The organism is Sphingobacterium sp. WOUb80 (assembly GCF_050058145.1).
Lineage (GTDB): Bacteria > Bacteroidota > Bacteroidia > Sphingobacteriales > Sphingobacteriaceae > Sphingobacterium.
In genome coordinates this window covers 6,485,147-6,504,897 of sequence record NZ_CP165617.1, presented here as the reverse complement: position 1 = coordinate 6,504,897, position 19,751 = coordinate 6,485,147, and the positions used below count along the sequence as shown (strand labels likewise).

Annotated in this window: 18 protein-coding genes; 9 read left to right on the top strand and 9 right to left on the bottom strand. The window is 39.2% G+C overall.

The window, feature by feature from the left end:
* Window positions 1–5: 5 nt before the first annotated feature.
* The 3 genes from AB1Z56_RS26855 to AB1Z56_RS26845 all read left to right on the top strand — a co-directional run bounded on the left by AB1Z56_RS26855 (window position 6) and on the right by AB1Z56_RS26845 (window position 3,772).
* Window positions 6–1,874 (top strand): RagB/SusD family nutrient uptake outer membrane protein, encoded by a 1,869-nt coding sequence (locus AB1Z56_RS26855; protein WP_426790607.1) that lies wholly within the window; start codon window positions 6–8, stop codon window positions 1,872–1,874.
* A gap of 19 nt (window positions 1,875–1,893) precedes the next feature.
* On the top strand, window positions 1,894–2,898 hold the full coding sequence (locus tag AB1Z56_RS26850) for a BT_3987 domain-containing protein (RefSeq protein WP_309366799.1): 1,005 nt from the start codon (window positions 1,894–1,896) through the stop codon (window positions 2,896–2,898).
* 61 nt (window positions 2,899–2,959) lie between these two features.
* On the top strand, window positions 2,960–3,772 hold the full coding sequence (locus AB1Z56_RS26845) for an endonuclease/exonuclease/phosphatase family protein (RefSeq protein ID WP_309366798.1): 813 nt from the start codon (window positions 2,960–2,962) through the stop codon (window positions 3,770–3,772).
* A 114-nt stretch (window positions 3,773–3,886) separates the two neighbouring features.
* Here the strand turns inward: AB1Z56_RS26845 and AB1Z56_RS26840 are convergent, their stop codons facing one another.
* The 3 genes from AB1Z56_RS26840 to AB1Z56_RS26830 all read right to left on the bottom strand — a co-directional run bounded on the left by AB1Z56_RS26840 (window position 3,887) and on the right by AB1Z56_RS26830 (window position 5,515).
* A complete protein-coding gene (locus tag AB1Z56_RS26840) occupies window positions 3,887–4,483 on the bottom strand; it encodes an RNA polymerase sigma factor (protein ID WP_309366797.1) in 597 nt (198 codons plus the stop codon).
* A gap of 322 nt (window positions 4,484–4,805) precedes the next feature.
* Complete coding sequence (locus AB1Z56_RS26835; RefSeq protein ID WP_046672091.1) at window positions 4,806–4,991, bottom strand: CsbD family protein; 186 nt, start codon at window positions 4,989–4,991, stop codon at window positions 4,806–4,808.
* Between the two features lie 128 nt (window positions 4,992–5,119).
* Window positions 5,120–5,515, bottom strand: coding sequence for a hypothetical protein (locus AB1Z56_RS26830; protein WP_309366795.1), 396 nt, complete (start codon window positions 5,513–5,515; stop codon window positions 5,120–5,122).
* A 309-nt stretch (window positions 5,516–5,824) separates the two neighbouring features.
* Here AB1Z56_RS26830 and AB1Z56_RS26825 point away from each other — a divergent pair, with 309 nt between their 5' ends.
* The 5 genes from AB1Z56_RS26825 (at window position 5,825) to AB1Z56_RS26805 (ending at window position 12,759) form a co-directional block, all read left to right on the top strand.
* Window positions 5,825–6,190 carry a hypothetical protein gene (locus AB1Z56_RS26825; protein WP_426790606.1) on the top strand — a complete coding sequence of 122 codons (366 nt, stop codon included), beginning with the start codon at window positions 5,825–5,827 and terminating at the stop codon, window positions 6,188–6,190.
* A gap of 78 nt (window positions 6,191–6,268) precedes the next feature.
* Complete coding sequence (locus AB1Z56_RS26820; protein WP_309366793.1) at window positions 6,269–6,799, top strand: sigma-70 family RNA polymerase sigma factor; 531 nt, start codon at window positions 6,269–6,271, stop codon at window positions 6,797–6,799.
* Window positions 6,800–6,841: 42 nt separating this feature from the next.
* The gene (locus AB1Z56_RS26815; RefSeq protein ID WP_309366792.1) at window positions 6,842–7,867 is read left to right on the top strand and encodes a FecR family protein; all 1,026 of its coding nucleotides are present in this window, start codon (window positions 6,842–6,844) and stop codon (window positions 7,865–7,867) included.
* A 25-nt stretch (window positions 7,868–7,892) separates the two neighbouring features.
* Window positions 7,893–11,249: a SusC/RagA family TonB-linked outer membrane protein gene (locus AB1Z56_RS26810; protein ID WP_426790605.1), complete on the top strand. Its 3,357-nt coding sequence runs from the start codon at window positions 7,893–7,895 to the stop codon at window positions 11,247–11,249.
* 10 nt (window positions 11,250–11,259) lie between these two features.
* On the top strand, window positions 11,260–12,759 hold the full coding sequence (locus tag AB1Z56_RS26805) for a SusD/RagB family nutrient-binding outer membrane lipoprotein (protein WP_426790604.1): 1,500 nt from the start codon (window positions 11,260–11,262) through the stop codon (window positions 12,757–12,759).
* A 159-nt stretch (window positions 12,760–12,918) separates the two neighbouring features.
* Here AB1Z56_RS26805 and AB1Z56_RS26800 read toward each other — a convergent pair whose 3' ends face one another.
* From AB1Z56_RS26800 to AB1Z56_RS26775, 6 genes are all read right to left on the bottom strand, one after another.
* Window positions 12,919–13,704 carry a hypothetical protein gene (locus AB1Z56_RS26800; RefSeq protein WP_426790603.1) on the bottom strand — a complete coding sequence of 262 codons (786 nt, stop codon included), beginning with the start codon at window positions 13,702–13,704 and terminating at the stop codon, window positions 12,919–12,921.
* Between the two features lie 152 nt (window positions 13,705–13,856).
* On the bottom strand, window positions 13,857–14,663 hold the full coding sequence (locus tag AB1Z56_RS26795) for a helix-turn-helix domain-containing protein (protein ID WP_309366788.1): 807 nt from the start codon (window positions 14,661–14,663) through the stop codon (window positions 13,857–13,859).
* A gap of 172 nt (window positions 14,664–14,835) precedes the next feature.
* Entirely contained in the window at window positions 14,836–15,726 is an 891-nt protein-coding gene (locus tag AB1Z56_RS26790) for a hypothetical protein (protein WP_426790602.1), read from the bottom strand.
* Window positions 15,727–15,995: 269 nt separating this feature from the next.
* Complete coding sequence (locus AB1Z56_RS26785) at window positions 15,996–16,442, bottom strand: nuclear transport factor 2 family protein (RefSeq protein WP_309366784.1); 447 nt, start codon at window positions 16,440–16,442, stop codon at window positions 15,996–15,998.
* 255 nt (window positions 16,443–16,697) lie between these two features.
* Window positions 16,698–17,675: a zinc-dependent alcohol dehydrogenase family protein gene (locus AB1Z56_RS26780; RefSeq protein WP_426790601.1), complete on the bottom strand. Its 978-nt coding sequence runs from the start codon at window positions 17,673–17,675 to the stop codon at window positions 16,698–16,700.
* 41 nt (window positions 17,676–17,716) lie between these two features.
* Window positions 17,717–18,691, bottom strand: coding sequence for an alpha/beta fold hydrolase (locus tag AB1Z56_RS26775; protein WP_426790600.1), 975 nt, complete (start codon window positions 18,689–18,691; stop codon window positions 17,717–17,719).
* Between the two features lie 94 nt (window positions 18,692–18,785).
* Between AB1Z56_RS26775 and AB1Z56_RS26770 the strand changes: the two genes are divergently transcribed.
* Window positions 18,786–19,655, top strand: coding sequence for a LysR family transcriptional regulator (locus AB1Z56_RS26770; protein ID WP_309366778.1), 870 nt, complete (start codon window positions 18,786–18,788; stop codon window positions 19,653–19,655).
* Window positions 19,656–19,751 lie beyond the last annotated feature (96 nt).

The following is a 19,751-nucleotide window of genomic DNA, read 5'->3' as shown; positions in this document are numbered from 1 at the left end:
GCAAAATGAAAACAGTATTTAAAAATATTATATATAGCACACTAATAACTGCTCTGTTTACATTCCATATATCGTGCAGTAAAGATTACCTAGATCAGGTTCCCGACGACCGTCTTTCGCTCGAGGAGGTTTTTAACAGAAGGGATCTTTCAGAAAAATGGCTGGCAAACACCTATAGTTATATCCGCGATGAAGCCCATCGGACCAATGACACCCCTTGGGATGTGTTGTCTGACGATAACGATGTGTCGCAACGAAACAATCCTTTTCGCGTAAACCTGGGGAACTGGAATGCCTCCTCAAATTATTGGAATTTTTGGGAACATTACTACAAAGGAATTCGAACAGCCACTACTTTTATCAATAACATAGAGGGTAATAAACAAATATTAGAGGACCGCGAAGGGCAGAATTTCATCAAGAGAAGAAAAGCAGAAGCACGTTTTTTACGTGCATTTTTCTACGCTGAATTGCTCAAGCAATACGGACCTGTCATTTTACTTGGCGATCAGGAGATAGATCCAGATCTACCTCTTACCGATCCGGCAATGCAAATACCAAGGAGTTCATACGACGAATGTGTAGACTACATCGTATCTGAATTAAATCAGGCTGAAACTGATCTTGATATAGAACATTACTATTCCGGAGACAATGTACTTGAAAATGATATGGGCCGCGCAAGCAAAGTACTTTGCCGGGCAATCAAGAGCAAGCTACTCCTTTATGCTGCCAGCCCCCTTTTTAATGGCAATCCGGATTTTAACGGCGTGTTAAACAATGATGGGAAGGCACTATTTAACCCTACATCTGATAATAACAAATGGAAAAAAGCAGCGGATGCGGCGAAGACAATTATAGACTACGCTGAATCCTCAGGTAAGCTCGGCCTATACAAGAAAACAAAAAGTGATGGTTCAATAGACGGTTTTCTCTCCTACAGAGATGTGTTCCTTGATTCATGGAATATCGAATGGATACTCGCTCGCAATTCGAACAATCTCGGTAGTTACCAAAGATCCTGTACACCACGGTTGGCTAGTGGATACGCCTCTATGGGGCCTACGCAACAACTGATCGACACTTACAGAATGGCCAATGGAGAATCTCCGATCACTGGTTATGCTAGTGATGGAAGCCCCAAAATAAATACAGCGAGCGGTTATACAGAATCAGGCTTCAGTACGTTTACGGCTCCAGGCGCCACACGGTCAAAGTCAACTTTCAATATGTATATCAATCGGGAACCACGCTTCTATGCCGCCATCACCTATAGTGGCAGCGATTGGATAAATACGACTTCTAGTCTAGGTGTACGGGAAATACAACTATACTACTCAGGTGAATCTGGAAAAGGTGGCTCACACGATTATTCGGAAACCGGCTATTTGTTCCGAAAAAATATATCCCCAACATACCACCCTACCCAAAACAATGTAGCTCGTTCACTGGTGATGATGCGCTATGCTGAAATCCTACTTAACTATGTCGAAGCGCTGAATGAATATACCCCAGGACATGCAGATATATTAAAATATTTAAACCAAATTCGTTTAAGAGGTGGAATTCCGGCGCTAGGCACAGGGCTCAACCAAGCTGAAATGAGGCAACAGATCAGAACGGAAAGACGGATAGAGCTTACGATGGAGCATTTGCGTTATTTCGATACCCGTCGATGGAAAATTGCAGAGCAAACAGATGGGGGAGCTTTTTACGGAATGAACGTCGAGGCAGGAACTTCCAATACCGATATGGCGTTTTTTAAGCGAACTAAATTCGAAACACGAGTTTTCCGCAAGAGCTTCTATTTATTTCCAATACCGCAGACAGAAATCCAACGTAACATTAACTTAGTTCAGAATCCAGGCTGGTAAATTAATCCGTTTAGTCACCATGAAAAAATTCAATAAAAACCAACATACAAATCGCTGGAAGTACTCCGGCGTCCTTCTATGCTTATCGATCATAGCCTTATTTCAGGCTTGCAAGGAACCTGAACTGAATATCGAAAATTCAAAGCAATATGGAAGTGTCTATCTACAATCTGCAGCTAATGGCGCTATCCTCCAATCCTACAACATAAAGGATGAATGGGTTGAAACCACTATCGGTGCAGGATATGGCGGATTAGACAAACTTGCACAGAAAATCAGCATTGAGCTAGCAATTGACGCAAGTAAAGTCGCTGAATACAACATTCAAAATAACAGTAACTATGAGTTACCACCTGCGGGAAGTTATGCCCTTGAAAGCCCCACAGTGGAAATTAACCGAAACTTTGGCGGTAGCAATTCAGCCAAACTCCGGGTCAATGCGATAAATCTAGGGGGCACAAAATCGTACATTATCCCTGTAAGCATAAAAAACGTGTCACCAGAACTTCCAATTACAAAGGGGTTACAGACCACCTATTATATTGTTAACGGTGTATACGAGAGCAATCCATTTCCTCCGATCCCATTGACAGGATGGAAAATAATTGACTTCTCTGACGATGATTATGATGCCATTGGTGGAAGAGCACCTTTCTGTATCGACGGTGATAAAACAACATGCTGGCTCTCTACCTATAGAAAAGTAAACGGCTGGCGTCCAACACATCCGCACCACGTAACAGTTGACATGGCTCACGAACATACCCTTCATGGCCTAAAGTTATATGGAAGAACTGGAACCAGCAATGCCTATCTATTTCCTAAGACTGTGCAAATCGAAACAAGTATAGACGGTCAAAGCTGGAAGAGTGCCGGGATTTTTATTATCGGAGCATCTTCAGAAGAAACCGCAGCGACCATGTACTTTGAGAAGAGTGCAAATGCCAAATATTTTAAAGTTACTGTACTCAATAGTGCCGGAAATGGTGACACCACAGCTATTGCTGAACTTGAAGCCTTTTAATTAACCACGAAAAGCTGCTCCAAAATTTATTGGGGCAGCTTTCATAAAATAAAAATTTCCAATGAGACACTTCATCGTAGCCTGCTTGGCAATACTTCATTTTGCCTGTAGCAAAAGTCCATCCCTACCAACACCTGAGCCAGAAAAAAAAGAAACAACGGTAAAAATAATGACCTATAACATTTTTGGAGCCCGTACCGGAGGGATACCCGATCTTAAAGTAATTGCAGATGTTATCAAGCGTGCTGACCCTGACCTACTGGCATTGCAGGAGGTGGATAAATTTACCGATCGAAACAAAAACAATGGCGATATTGCAAAAGAACTAGCCTTATTAACAGGAATGAATTATTTCTTTGCTAAAGCCATAAATGTACAAAACGGTGAATATGGGGATGCAATACTAAGCAAGCTCCCCATTAAGGAGCGAGTTGCCTATAATCTGGAAGTAGATCCCACATTAGGCGGAGAGCGCAGGTCGGTGGCCCGCATTTTAATAGAAAAAGATAACAAAGCTTTTTATTTTATCAGCACGCATTTTGACCACTTAAGTGACGAAAGAAACCGGATTAAGCAAGCAAATGACTTTGTTGCATTGGCAAAGTCTTTTGACAAACCCGTTATCGTAGGAGCCGACTTTAATTGCCTCCCCACCTCCAACCCGATGAATGTTTTACGTAAATACTTTTCTGTGGGCTGTCTAAATGGAAACTGCGATCAATTTACCTTTCCAACGACGGGTGCAAATCGAACAATAGACTACCTGCTATATGCCCCTATTGATGCGATTAGTCCAAAAGCATATGCTGTGTATACCTGGGCAAATAAAGAATCTGACCATTTTCCTGTTCTTGCTACATTTAAAATCAACTAATCTCCGCTCCTATTATTTTTTTTAAGTTGGATCAAAGTACAAGATTCCATATAAATCGTTCCAGCCAATTAAAATATAGTTGATCAAAGCACCCAGAAAACAGGTCATTGGAGATCACCGACCTAATGTATAAAGAAAAAGAAGTGCATAGATAATACCATGATCCTTGGCAATATATTCACGAATAGTTTTCATTGCCAAGGACATATGCTCTTTCACTGTGTTGGGTGAAATTTTTAAATGATCGGCAATTTCCTTATAGCTCAACCCCTCTTCTCTAGACATCATAAAAATACGCTTGCGCTGCGGCGGCAATTGACCAATGGCCAACTCATAAATTTTATCATACTCACTACTTTCAAGTGAATAATCAGCAGATGGCGAATTATCAAAAGACTGAATATTACTTGAGGTTTCCAGAATTGCCTCGGCAGACCTCATTTTTTCTTTCAGATGTTTGAATATAATATTCCTCGAAATGCGGTAAAGGTAAGCTTGTAGCGATAGGTTATTTTTGATATTAGATCTATATTTCCAAAGGTTGAGAAATGCATCGTGGATAATATCATCAATTGTATCAGTATCTTGAATGAACTTATTTATAAAGTGATATATTCCTTTATTGTACTTTTCATAAACTTCCATAAAAGCGTTATGATCCCCTTCTTTGAGCCGTACATTCAGTAAAAATATTTCTTTAGTATCACTCATGGTTTTTCCTAGTCAGTCGCAAAAATATTCAACTTATATTAAACAGGCATTAAGCACATTTTAAAGAATTAAAAATTTTATCGGTTCATAAATTGATTACTCAAATATAAATTAAAGTGACGACTAAATCAAATAGAGAGTATCCCTAAAAATGTTACATTGCTCATTATAGCTTATGAACTTTAATCCAAATAGCTTATGAACTTTAATCCAACGAGCAAGAAAGCTTTCCGAAAAGACGGAAATAGCTGTATAAGTCTTTTATATAAAAAAAGCGGATAACAAATGCTGTTATCCGCTTTTTTATCACACAATATTAAATCTACAAATCATTTAACCACTTATTTACCTCATCTTGTGTTTTACCAGTCTTCTTTTGAAGCTTACCTACCAATTCGTCTTCTTTGCCCTCGGCATACAATAGATCATCATCAGTAAGATCAGCATATTGTTGTTTTACCTTACCTTTGATTTCATTCCAACGGCCTTTCCATGTTAATTCGCTCATAATTATTTTCCTTTTATTGTTTGTTAATAGAACAGTATTGCTCTGCAAATCGTTTAAAAAATAATGTTATAAAATGTTAATTTCACAACATTCACCTGGTAAACAAGCACTTTCTACTATTCGTCGTATTATTTCCGGTTACAATTCGCTGTCCACGCTTTGCCGTCTTTTGTATAACCAATAGTCAATTTACCGGCATCAATACGGATAACTCCCGTACCTGCTGAACCAATGTTGACCAAGACGTTATCCTTTTTTTCAAAATCTACTCCGTTGAGATTTGGAATGCCATTTCCAAAAGCAAAATTATAGGTATCGCCCACCTTTGTTACGGTAACCGTTCCTTCTCCAGCAGCAACATCATTGTCATTGTTGTTCATATCATCATATGCGATAGTACCTTCATATTTTCCTAAAAAAAGATCGTTATCAGCCGGATCATCATCTTTGCTACATGATGTAAAGCCTACTAATACTGTTAAAATAAGCATACCTAGTCCCAGTGTTTGAATTAATTTTTTCATACGTCGATGTGTTAATGTGAATATTCTGTTTTATTACAGCTGGGTGAATTTCAAACTTTATGCCAGTCCAAATACGACTTTAGAAACACCCGTATCAAACAACCAAGAAGGGGTATAAATACTTCAAACCTGTATTTATACAGAAATTAAGCATATTACTTCCAGGGTAGCTATTTCGTATGATTTTTCTTATTTTTATAGCGACCTGCTACATTCCTATCTTTTTACTGCAATTATCCAAACTGGAGCAATGCTAAAAGATGTCCAATACAGGATATGAAGGCTCTATATTCCAAAACACCTATAAGTATGAAATTATTTTCCGTTTTATTATTTTTTATCACTTTACAGTCCTGTACAATTCAAGGTATAGGAAAAAAAGAAAAAGATTCATTGTACATCAATACATCGATCCCAGCACATACTTCTTTGACTATCGCAAGTGAAGATGCCAGTTTATTTTCTCTGGATGCCGTAGAAAAATCAAATACCACTTTGCAAATTCACAATGATACCCAAAATATCAATATGGAAAAAAACAATATATATACCTTAAAAATTGCCCAAAACGGCAGTGTAACCTTCCAAAATTCATCCAATCGAGGAGCCACCATCACATTAAGAGTATACAATCACAGCGCCAAAATTATCCAGAAAACGGGTCAAGCTCAGTAAAATCAGATCAAAATATTCCTTGAAAAACTTGGAGCGAAAGCGCATTATCGCTAAATTCATTTATTCCAAGCCTACACTATGGAAATCAATTATACGTTTATTGTCCGAAGATTTGAGGAATACTTTGACCTATGGAGTTCCAAAGTATACCAATATGCACTCAACAAAACAAAATCTTCTTATTTAGCCGAAGAAACCGTACAACGTGTATTTATCAAACTCTGGAAAAATATGAGCGCTAAAAATATCGATGCCAGCATAGAATCCCAGATTTTCTGTATCACCCGAACAGTAGTGCTCGATTTGGTCAAAGCAGAGTATAATCGAAAGAAACTTTTGGATCACAATCAGGCAGTTGTCTTAAGGCATAGTCCTCATGATGATTTTTATGCCAAACAACTTTCATCCACACTTCATGAAATTGTCGATAAATTACCAAAGAAACGCAAAGAGATCTTTATGCTAAGCCGATTTTCCAATCTTTCGCATCAAGAAATTGCTGAAAAGCTGGCCATATCGACGAAAACCGTAGAAAACCAACTGACGCTAGCACTAAAAACCATTCGGAAGGCTTTATTGTTCAGTATGCTGGTGCAAATTATTTTTTGATTTCTTTGGGGGCTACCTCATTTTCGATCGTAATCTTTATACATGAAGATTACAAAAACACTCATCGACAAATACCTCAGCGGTAAAGCCAATGCGGAAGAAATTGCTGCAGTAGAGCATGCCATCGCCAATAAAGAGTTTTATTGGGAGGATTTTATGCCGGAGACGGAATGGCAAGAATATGAGGTGGATTCGGATTTTAAAAACCAAAAGGAAATAAAAGCGCATATCTTCACACAAATAAGGCAAAAAAACAAGGATCGTTTTAACTGGTTAAAATATGCGGCCATTATCATCTTCATTGGAATCGGAGCTTTGCTGGGGTTAAATCAGATCGATTTACCTGAACATAACACTGTACATCGCAGCACCAAGAAAGTCCATACAGCACCGCAGGAGCAACCAAGTAATTTATATTATATCAATTCAGGTAATACCATTCAACAAATTGCAGTACCAGACGGATCCACGATCGATCTATATCCCAATTCTGAAGTAAAATTCAGTTCAGATTTCACAACGATTAGCTCGCGAGAAATCCAATTAAAGGGAAAAGCCAAATTTACTGTAGCAAAGGATAAGGCGAAGCCTTTTCGCGTACATACGGCAGGTTTGACAACAACGGCACTTGGCACCGTTTTCAGTGTCGACGAAGAGGGTACCGCGATTACGAAGATAAAACTATATGAAGGTCGTATTGAAGTCAAAAGCAATAAGAATCCTGAAAATAAACAGACCTTAAATCTACAGTTTCAACCCAATGAAGAAATCAGCATTGACCGCAAGCAGCAACAGATCGTCGCCGAAACCCGAATCAATGCTTCTCAATCCAGCAAAAGGGGATCATATCTAAAGACAAGTGGACAACTCATCTTTAAAAACCTCCCTTTGCAAGATGTACTTCATATCATCAGTCATAATTATGCGGTTAAACTAAGCTTTGAACCTTCAGATATACAAGATAAATACTATAGTGGGACGTATAAAAATACGGCATCCGCATACGTCAACATGCTAGCTGATATCCAAGCACTTCATAGCATAACCATTCATGTACAAACCGAATAAAATTCACTCAATTAACCCACAAATTATGCACAATTATTTACCTTCCAAGCATAGTATCCTGACTATGCTACTGTTGAGATCCAACATTAGAGCCGACGTAAACTGGGCACTACGTTTAGGCCTCATGGGGCTTGTGTCAACAAGCTATCTTCTTGCTGACGCCCAACAAAATGCTTCTATTAACGGAATAATCAAAGATGAAACCGGAAAGCCCATCCCTTCAGCAACGGTTACCGTACGTAATGCGACAAGTGGATTGAAAAAAACAACGACCAGCAGACCTGACGGAACTTTTTCGTTCGATCAGATTCCAGCCGGACAGGGCTACCAGATCAGTGTATCATCTATCGGCTTTAAGAGCAGAGAATTGTTGGATTACACCATTACCGACAGAGACAAGCTGGCGATTAATATCAGTTTGGAATCGAGCGCACAGAACCTACAGGAAGTTGTCGTTACAGCGCTTGGTATCAAACGCGAAAAAAAAGCGCTCGGATATACGGTTGCTGAACTCAAAGGCGACGAGCTGACACAGGGTAAGGAAACCAATGTGGCTAATGCCCTGTCAGGAAAAGTTGCTGGTGTACAAGTGAGTCGTGCTGCATCCGGTGCTGGAGGTTCATCCAAAGTCGTCATCCGTGGTAACAACTCACTTATCGGAAATAGCCAACCCCTCTATGTTGTCGATGGCGTACCGATAGACAACCAAAACATTTCATCCCCAAACCAATCTGGGGGAACAGATTATGGTGACGGAATCGGAAATATCAACCCTGAGGATATCGAAACAATGTCGGTATTAAAAGGCCCCAACGCTGCAGCCCTCTATGGTCAGCGAGGAAGTAACGGTGTTATCTTGATCACGACGAAATCTGGTCAAGCTGGTAAGACTCGCTTTAGCTATGGTACAGATTTTTCATTGGGTAATGGATTGGTCTTACCTGATTTTCAAAATGTCTATGGGCAAGGGTTGAATGGTACATTTACACACTTCAGAAAAGATGACGGCACTATTGTTTCCATGAGTGAGGCACTGAAAAATGGCTACAGCGGAATGCCTAAAATGAGTGCTGGACGTGACCGTACAACACGGGCTAGCTGGGGGGCAAAAATGGAAGGCCAGACTTATGAAGACGCTTATGGCAACATCTTACAGTTAACACCAAAGCCTGACACCTATTCGTCATTTTTTCAAACAGAGAAACAGTTTGTCAACAACCTTAGTATCGATGGCGGAACAGACAAAGTAAATTACCGTTTTTCATTCGCCAATACAGATGTAAAAGGGTATATTCCAACCAATACACTGAAAAGAAACAATTTCGGTCTACGCACCCAAGCTAAAATAACGGATAAATTTCATATCGACATCAAGGCGAACTATATCGGCCAAAAGGGACAGAACCGGCCTACATTGGCTGATGCAGCAGACAATCCAGCGTATCTATTCATCAGCCAGCCGCGGAGCTTGGGCAACGACATCATGGCACAGTATAAGTGGACAGCACAGGAGATCAGCAGACAGCTCGGATTTTCGGGGTTGACGGAAGGATTGGAGAAAACTTATGCCACCAATAGTTCCACAGCCAACCCCTTTTGGACCATTCATGAAAACCACAATGAAGATCGTCGTGACCGTATCATTGGATTGCTCCGCCTGAGCTACGACTTTGCTCCTTGGCTTAAGGTCACTGCGACAGGGGGGACGGACTTCTACACCGATCAACGGTTCCGCTACCGTCCAATAAACACCTACCAAAGTTTGAACCGAAAAGGAGATATCCGAGAAGAGGTCATCAGAGCCCGGGAAGACAATTTTGACGTCCTCGCTAGCTCCAACTTTAAATTGACCGACGACATTAAACTCAGTGCCAACTTAGGCGCTAGTCACCAAAGCAGATATATGCGTATGACAGGAAATTCAGGCAATCAGTTTATTGTACCCAATCTCTTTGTAATCAACAATACCACGACAAATAGTTACATATTTGACCTGATTGAGTCCAAGATTAATTCGGCTTATCTATCAGGACAGTTCAGTTACAAAGACTATTGGTTTGTTGATTTCTCTGCCCGTAACGACTGGTCTTCAACCCTATCAAAGGAAAACAATTCGTTCTTTTATCCTTCTGTAAGCTCCAGTTTGGTCTTATCAGATGCTTTCAAATGGCAGTCTGAAGCCCTGTCATTTGCAAAAATCAGGGCCTCCTGGGCACAAGCTGGAAGTTCAGGAAACCCCTATCAGCTAACAGGAGCCTATAGTCTCAACCAGTACACCCACGGCGGTATACCCATGGCCTCTTATACGGAAATCATACCTGATCCGAATCTGAAAAACGAATTGACCACTTCGATCGAAGCTGGAGCAGATCTGCGATTCCTAAAAAACAGACTTTCGTTCTCCTTTACCTACTATCAGGCAAAGACAAAGAATCAGATTCTGGATGTACCCATTGCCCCTTCTAGCCTCTATGTAAAAAACAGGATCAACGCTGGAGAAATTAGCAACAGAGGTATTGAATTTGTATTGGGGGCAACACCTATCAAAAGCGAATCGGGATTTGAATGGAATACCACCTTCAATTACAACCGCAACAGGAATAAAGTTGAATCACTCTATCCTGGTGTAGAAAGCTTTTTGCTCGCAACAGACCGTGGGATAAATGTTGTGGCGGAAGTCGGAAAACCATTTGGCCAACTAATTGGGACACAGTTTGCCTGGATCAAAGATGAGCAGGGAAATAGATTGATCGATCCAACTACTGGACTGCCTCTGCGCACAGCTGGGCGTGTAGAAACCGATCTTGGAAATGCGCAACCCGACTGGCTGGGAGGTTTTGCCAATACCTTTAAATATAAAGGTTTCAACCTCTATGCGCTTGTCGATATCCGTCAGGGCGGGGTGATCTTCTCCCAGTCGAACCGTGAACAAATTATTTACGGGACTTCTAAAAAGACCTTGGAAGGACGTGACGGCACCTACATTGCCGAGGGGATGGTCGGACAAAAAGATGGATCAGGAAACTGGACAAGCACTGGAACAAAAAATAGTAAGCAGGTCGCCGCACAAGATTACTGGAACATGGTTGCAAGTGACAAAGAAGTCATGGTATCCGAAGAAATGATCAATGATATGAGCTACATAGCCATGCGAGAAATCAGTCTATCCTATTCTTTCCCTAAAAAGATGATGCCACATAAACTTGTTAACTCCCTAAAATTGGGCGTGTATGGACGGAATCTCTTTTATTTTCAACGGAAAACTGATGGATTTTCACCAGAAGCTTCTGCTTTCAATGTAAACAATAGCTCCATTGGTATTGAATCAACTTCGCTTCCAATGATGCGTACATTCGGTATTAACCTAACTGTAGGTCTGTAAACCCTTTATCATGAAAAAGAAACTATTTAAAAATACATTTATCGTCGGACTTATTTCTGTGGCAGGACTAGGTTCCTGTACCAAAGATTTCGAACGAATTAATACACCACCAACATCTGTCACCACTGTGGATCCTTCCTTACTCATAGCCCGCATTCTACGTGATGGTACTTTTCAGGAGTCCGGAGAATTACCCAACAACAAGTTCGGCTCTTGGATTCAACATTGGGCGGGGGGGCCAGTAGTACCTGTATCTCGATATTTTGAAGGACCCGAAAATCTTATTTGGTCACAGCACTACACCTTGCTCCGCAATATCGTTCAGATTAAACAGGAATTGAGCGGCCAGGAAGACAATGCTGAAGGCAGGAGTAAACTAGCTATTGCCGAACTTTATGAAGCACATCTATATCAACGCCTTACAGACTTGTTTGGGGATATCCCCTACTCCGAGATTACAAAATCCAATAAGGAAATTAACCGCACACCCAAATTTGACAAGCAAGAAGATATCTATTCGGCACTCATTCAAAAGGTCGATGCTGCTATAGCGAGGCTGACCAGCGGAGACTTGTCTTACGGCTCTTCAGATTTCTTTTACAAAGGCAGCATTGACAAATGGAAAAAATTCGGCAATTCACTCAAACTAAAGCTAGGCATGCGCATACGCTATGCCAACCCTGCTTTGGCGCAGAAAACGGTTACCGAAGCCATGACCTCCACACTAGGTCTATTCAGCAGTAATAGTGACAATGCGGCGGTGCCGACCTACAACGATGCTCAAGCTGAAAACCAAAACCCTATCCTACGTCAAATGACAACAGGAAGTGCCGATCTGCGTTATTTGGCCAATACGTTGGTCGATAAACTAAAAGAATATAACGACCCTAGGCTTCCACTACTTGCCGAACCAGTCAATGTCAATGGTACGGCAACCTATCAGGGCATTGGGGTCTCACTGACCGATAATCAACTATCACAATTGATTCGAGCCAATTATTCAACAGCAAATAAATCAACTTGGTTTAGTCTTACCTTTGCTCCAATTCCGAGTTATGCCTTTACTTATTCGGATATCTGTTTCTACAAAGCCGAAGCAGCTCTATTAGGCTGGGGAGCTACAAGTGCCAATGCCCAAACATTTTTTACAGAAGGGGTGAAAGCTGCGTTGGCACTTCCGCCCTACAATATGGCGGCAATTCCAACTTCCTACGAACCAATATTAAGTTTAAACGGTCTGACTGACGAGCAGAAGATGGAGAAAATAGCGACACAAAAATGGATTCACCTATTTGGCAGAGATATGGAAGCCTTTGCCGAATGGCGGCGTACGGGATATCCGAGATTAACACCTGGTCCCAATCCGGGTTCAACCAACGGACAAATCCCACGTCGGGCGATTTATTCCAGTGAAGAAGCTGAGCTGAACGCTGCGAACCTCAAGGAAGCCGCGGCACGAATGACAAATGGCGATTCTTTCTTATCGAAAGTTTGGTGGGACAAGAAATAAACTGTCCCATATAGAAGTGGCCGAAACACAAAAACTTATTTATTATTACAAATTGGTCCTAGCAAAAGGTCCTGATATTGATATCAGGACCTTTACTTCTACCGTATAAAATTGGCACCACTGATAGATCCGGCCGATTTAAATTTACTCGAAACGATATTACCGGATCCTCTTAAATATCTCTTCTTTGTTATGATGAATAATCTTGAGTTCTTTACCTTTGATGGAATATTTTCCTGAATAATAAATTAAGCTGTCTTTATGAAAGCTCTCATTCTCCTTTGGAAGATAAAACAACAGCGAATCTGCTGAAACACGGTAAGATCCGTCAGTACCATTTTTTACCGAGCATGGCAATTTTGATTGAAAATGCTGGGCGGCCTCGAAATATAATCTTTCTTTCGTAACTGAATGTTCCCAGGCTCCATACAGTTCATCTTTCGCAAGGTACTTATTTTTCAAAACCGCTAATAACGTAACAATCCCAATCGCTGCCAACGGAATATAAATGAATTTAATTTTACGGACTTTATTCATCCAATTAGGTCTATCTGCATCGGTGAATAAAGGTGGTGTATCAATAAAAAAGGCATAAAAAGCTTTAAAATCCGACAAAAGAACGAAAACAGCCATAAGGGTAAGGAGAGTTGCCATACCTTTTGCTCCTTGTATATCAAAAGCAAAATCCATCAATAAAATATTGACGATAAAGGTCAGAAAAAGTATCACACCAATCCTGGTGGTTTTCCGAAAAAAGAGTAAAAGCGCACTGATAAGTTGTGCAACAGCTATCGCATTACCATACCATTTGGAATAGCCAAAATAATACCAGGCCAATTCGAATCCTGATAGCGCTGAAAGTGGTTTATCAAAAACGCTGGGCTGCGAGGTAAACTGTGTTTCCATGAGCTTAGCCGCAGCATAGGAAATGATTATCGTTGCCATAAAGTACCGGCAAAATGTATACAGATAAAGATGTAGTGTCTTCCAATTCATGTTATAGGAATACGAGGTTAAATTTAAAGTGAAAACTGATGATACACATCGAATCATCAAATTTATTGTTTTAGAAAAGAGTAAAATTGTAAAAATGGAAACTACGCAACAATTAGCCAAACATTTTCTTTATTCACATCAACATCTTTAAAAAAACTATTAGGGTTCAATGCTGTAAATGCCCTGAAGTCCTTAATATAATGTGATTGGTCGTAAAACCCTGTATTTAACAAAAGTGAAAATCGTTTGTATTTATGCTGTATTTTCAGGGCCTGTCTAAAACGATGTATTTTTTTGTATTCAGAAGGTGATTTACCTAAATTCCGCAAAAATAATCTGTTGATATACTGTCGGGAGAATCTATATTTTGCCGCCAATTCATCGACCGTAAGTTCATTTTCGAGATCAACAAGCATCTGTCTAAAGATCGTAAAATCTTTATCCACTTTGAGCTTAGACAATAAGTAGGACTCTAACTCAGTAATTTGAGTCATTCTATCCAAGGAAAAGAGTATCCTCATCTTATCATTAAATCCTTCTAAAAAATTTATATCAATCTGTGTGTTTTTAATAAAAAGGCTGGTGGGATCTTCAACAAAATGATTTATCCCTAAAGGATGAAAATAAATAGTCAGTTCATCAACGAGATCTTTATAGTAAATCTGCATCGGTCTAGTATATCGGGAGACCACGCAAGTCATAATATTTTTTACTTCGGAAGAACTTATAATAACGAGGTCACCCTTATCTTCTACTTCGAACTGTTGATTAACCGTTAAAATACAGTAGTTATTAGGAAATGTCCAATACTTGATAGGCCCCTTATCTTGATCTTTAGAAATAAAATAAAATCCTTTGATATATTTTCGCAGTATTTGGCTATTCGGCGTGTAAAAGTCTAATTTCATGCTTAAATGACGAATACTATTTACAAAAATAAGGTTGCATATCGTCTGATGCTTAAGTTACAGCAATTGTTACATAAAACAAATACCGATTATTGGATTAAAATGGCAAATAAATCTATTTTCATTACTACAGTAAATTTCACTTCACAACCCTATGGTATTACTTTGTGTTTTACGTCAATTCCAGATCGTCAAGACTAATTGTCTCTTTTTTAAGTGTTGCGATCTCCTCCTCTAATTTTTTCAGGTTTTTATTGATCATCTCCATACTGCTGTTGGGAAGAATAATCTCCTTACCATCCGACTTAATCGATTGTGTGCTAACCATCAATTCCAAGTCGTAATTTGCTAAGTTGATGCCTTTAACGGGATAACTGGCAAATTCCCAAAGCTTAGGGAAGTCCTTTTTGTTCTGGTTGAAGACAATGGTGTTAACCCGCGACTCACCCGGCTGGAGCACACTTTCAGATTCGCCATAAACAGCCTGTTCATCGCTTACAATAGTTTGTGTTGAACGTTTTTTCAACGTATACGAAAAACCTTGGCTTCCTTTCAGAGGCTTTTTCCCAATATACTTCATACTGATAATGATCCTTGGAACAGGTTCACCAAAGAAATCTTCGAGATCGAGTTCAACAGGTTCCAATTCAAAGACTGCAAGTTCTTTTTTAATCAATTCGAATTCAGTTTTATATTTTTGCAGACTATCAATCTCATTTTGAAGATGAGTAATCTTTCGTTCCTGTTGTTTTTGAAGAATATCATCAGCCAGATCTAACATGGCGCCATAAGATTTCCCATCGACCAGCCCCATCGATATATGATTTATTGATTCTCCTGTATATTTCTCAGCGTCATTCATCTTGAGCCACATGGCTTCTGACAATGTTACCCGCAATGCTTTTTCCAATTTCTCTTTTTCTTTGTTATTAAGCTTGGCTTCCACTTTTTTACGGGAACTGTCAAAAGACGATTCATCCTTTCCACTTAGTTTCTCCCCACAAGAGATCAAAGAAAATGCGAAGAATAATCCGATTAGCGTGATTTTTATAACTTGTTTCATTTAAAAAATGCTGTTTTTAGATCAATTTTACTTTGCCATATTTTACATAACCTCCTTCATATACAGTTCGTTCTTCGTATGACCACAGTAACTTCAAAATTGGCTTCTAGTAAGTTTATAAAATTATGCAAAAAACTTAATCTTAAAAATATATTTATTGACGACAACTAGTTTATTAGATCGAACAGGCTCGACTATCAAATGCTATTCATATAAAAAGCCACATTTTGCAATGTGGCTTCTATTTATATATTTAGGTGAAAAAGCTCTTATTTATAAGAATTGATCGATTTTGATACTTTCCAGCTATCTCCCTCACGGACAAGTGTAACAAGATCAGTCTTAGTGAAATGCTCAAATTTCATTGTTACCTTAGCGATCATATAGTCTGCTGACTCATCAATAATCTGTGTAGTAACCCGACAGTTTAGCTTTTCACCTTTCTGGTTTTTTAAAAATTTAATCAGTTGATCGCGACCAATAGCTTTGGACTCTGTTGACTGGATCTTTTGATTGAAATCCCCAGTAAACAATTGATCCACTCCTACCGATTCTCCTTCTGTAATAACCGCAACGTAATGTTCGAGTGCAAGGTCTGCCGTAAAATGATTAACGATTGCTTTCTCTGATATCGATGCTGCTTTATCAGCTGCCATAACGAAAGTTGATACTGCAATTAAGGCTACTGCTGCGACTGTTTTTATAAGCGTTTTCATATTTTTCATTTTTATTGTGTTAGTAGTTTTCGTCTTATTTATTGATTCAAAACTACAGCACAATACCTTCCTAACCTATGGAGTTTAGACTAACACGGCTGAAAACTCGGTGAATAAAGGAAATAGGAAGGTGAAATTTCAATTTTTCCTTAGCAAAGGATGTAATTTACCGTAATCATCCCAATCACCGAAACCTGCGAAATTAAGTTTTTCACTCCATGAAACCATGGTCTTACAATCCGTTGCAGAGATAGCTTAATCATGCTCTTGTTTGATAGCGATTCCTATTTTACCGTAAAAGTCCTTCTCAGTAGCTTTTGTTTCAAGCAGATCATGGGCTTTGCCTATTTCAGCTAAAGGAAAGACTTTAGTCAATATTGGTTTTAACTTTCCACGTTCTACCAATTTAGTCAGTTCATCCAGCTTATTTCTATTCTGCCTTGTGAAAACAAAATGATAGGTTGCATTCTTTCCCCAGGCTTCAATCAGGTTTTGAGGTTTCTCAATATCTACTAAGGTAACCACCTGTCCAAATTGACTTAGGATCTTTCCACTATCAGAAAGTGTGTTTCCACCAATAGTGTCGATAATGACATCCACCCCTTTATATGCAGTCAATTGATTAATGACCTCTATATAGTCCTCATTCTCGTAATCTATTACATAATCAGCACCTAGTTCAAGAAGAAACGTATGATGAATTTTCCTTGCTGTCGTCATTACCCTCGCCCCCATTTCCTTAGCAATTTGGATAGCTGGTATTCCGACACCACCGGCACCACCGTGGATTAAAATGGTCTGATTAATCTTAAGTTGCGCCCTACTGACCAACATTTCCCACGCCGTGCCTGCAGCCAGAGGCAGTGTAGCCGCCTCTAAATGAGTAATATTTACAGGTTTTAACCCCACTATAGACTCTTCTGCACAATGATATTGTGCATAACTACCTTGCCCATTGAAAATCTCAGGAGAATAATAAACCTCATCCCCAATTTTAAAATTTTGAACTCCCGGACCAATTTCTACGATTACACCCGAGATGTCGTGTCCCGTTATAACCGGAAGTGCTAATTCATTTTTATAATCGCCACGACGTACTTGATAGTCTAGCGTATTGACGGACGAAGCATAAACCTCAACCAAAACTTCCCTAAATTGAGGTTTCGGACGAGATACTTCGGTTATTTTAAAATTTTCTATTGATCCGAACTGTTCTAATAATGCTGCTTTCATTGTTATATTATACTATGTTGTTTGCAAGATGTTATCTGTTATTATTTCGCTAAAGTTTTCATAAACGCTAGAATTTCCACTCCAATTTCATGAACATGTGTTTCTAATGCAAAATGTCCCGTGTCATAGAATTTCAGCTTGGCATGAGGTAAATCCCGTCGATAAGCCTCTGCGCCCTGAGGTAGGAAATAAGGATCGTTTTTCCCCCACACGAGCAATGTTTTCGGCTGATACTTTTTGAAATATGCATGAAATTTGGGATATAATGCGACATTAGTTTTATAATCTTTAACAAGATCCAATTGTATTTCAATATTTCCGGGCCTATCTAAAAAATGTTGGTCGAGGGTATAAGATTCAGGTGCGATCAGAGATTTATCAGCTACACCATGATAATATTGAAACCAAGTAGCTTCTTTGGCAACGAAACCTTGGAGAGCCTTTCGATTGGCTTGCGTACTATCTCGCCAATAACGTTGTATTGGATCCCATTCTTTACTCAGACCTTCCTCATAAGCATTTCCATTTTGTGAGATGATGCCTGTTATTTTATCAGGATTATTCATTGCCAACCTCAAACCTACTGGAGCCCCATAGTCAAATACATAGATAGCAAAACATTCAATTTTAAGCTTATCTATAAACGCCTGCATAATTTCCGTTAAATGATCAAAGGTGTAACTAAACTTACGATGATCCGGCGCATCAGAAAATCCGAATCCTGGTAGATCAGGGGCTATAACATGATAATTGCTACTCAGCAGGGGAATCAGATTTCTAAACATATGGGACGAAGTAGGATACCCATGAAGCAAGAACAAAATTGGTTTGTCTATATCTCCTGCTTCCCGATAGAATATATTCAATCCATTCAGTTGGATATTCCGATAGTGAGTTAAATGCTGTTTCATATTTTTATCTTTTAAAATTAATTTTTGCGTTGTCTGTGCTATTCCATGTGCATCAGCACCGAGTACCAATGCAACAACGATTATCCATCCAAATATTTTTTTCATGTGTTTATTTTATAGTGTCAAAATTATAGGTGATATTTGATTATTAAAAACGATTAATAATGATTATATAAATCATAAAAAATGATTTTAACACATGAACACAAATGATTTAAAAATATTTGAAGCTGTGGCGGAAAGCGGTAGTTTCACAAAAGCTGCGGATAAGATGTTTACTGTTCAATCCAATGTCACGGCAAGAGTGAAAAGTCTTGAAGAAGAGTTTGATGCCAAACTTTTTTCACGTACTTCACGTAAAGTAGAACTCACTGAAGCCGGATTTGTATTGATGCGCTATGCAAAACAGATTAAGCATTTGGTCGAAGAAGCAAAACATGAGATTAAAAGCAATGATACTATCAACGGACATTTAAGTATAGGATGCATGGAAACTACTATGGCCTTAAAAGCACCAGAAATATTACTGGCTTTTGGCGAAAAATATCCCGCCGTAGACCTCGAATTTAAATCTGACAATAGAGATGTTCTTATTGCTGATGTCCTAAATTACAAGCTTGATGCGGCTTTCGTTTCGGCCCCACTGAGCACAAATGGGTTGGAAAAAATAAAGATAAAGGAAGAACAGCTAGTAATTTTAACAGCTTCCAAAGAAGCAAGTTTAAATCAGCTTGTAGCAAGGGAGCCTTTAAAAAGCATCGTCTTTGACAATGGATGTATTTTTAGAGAACGTCTAGAATCCTGGTTTAGCCATAAAGGTATTCACAACTATAAAAGCATTGAACTCAATTCTATTGAGGGAATCATAAATTTTGTTGAAGCTGGTCTCGGGATTAGCTTATTACCGGAAGAAGTTGTCTCTAAGTATTACCCCCGAAGAAAGGTCTGTACCTATCCTTTAAGTAAACAGTTAGGTACTATGACGACTTTATTGGTTTATAGAAAAGATAAAACTCCATCAAAAGCTCTGCAATGTTTTATCGATATGTATCTGAAAGATGTCGTTTAGCATACTAATTCAGTTTTACCAAGTCCTCTAAAAGAAAATGTTAATTGACTACGTAATAAAGTGGCAGTATCCCCACAAGTTAGACAAAAGGAATAC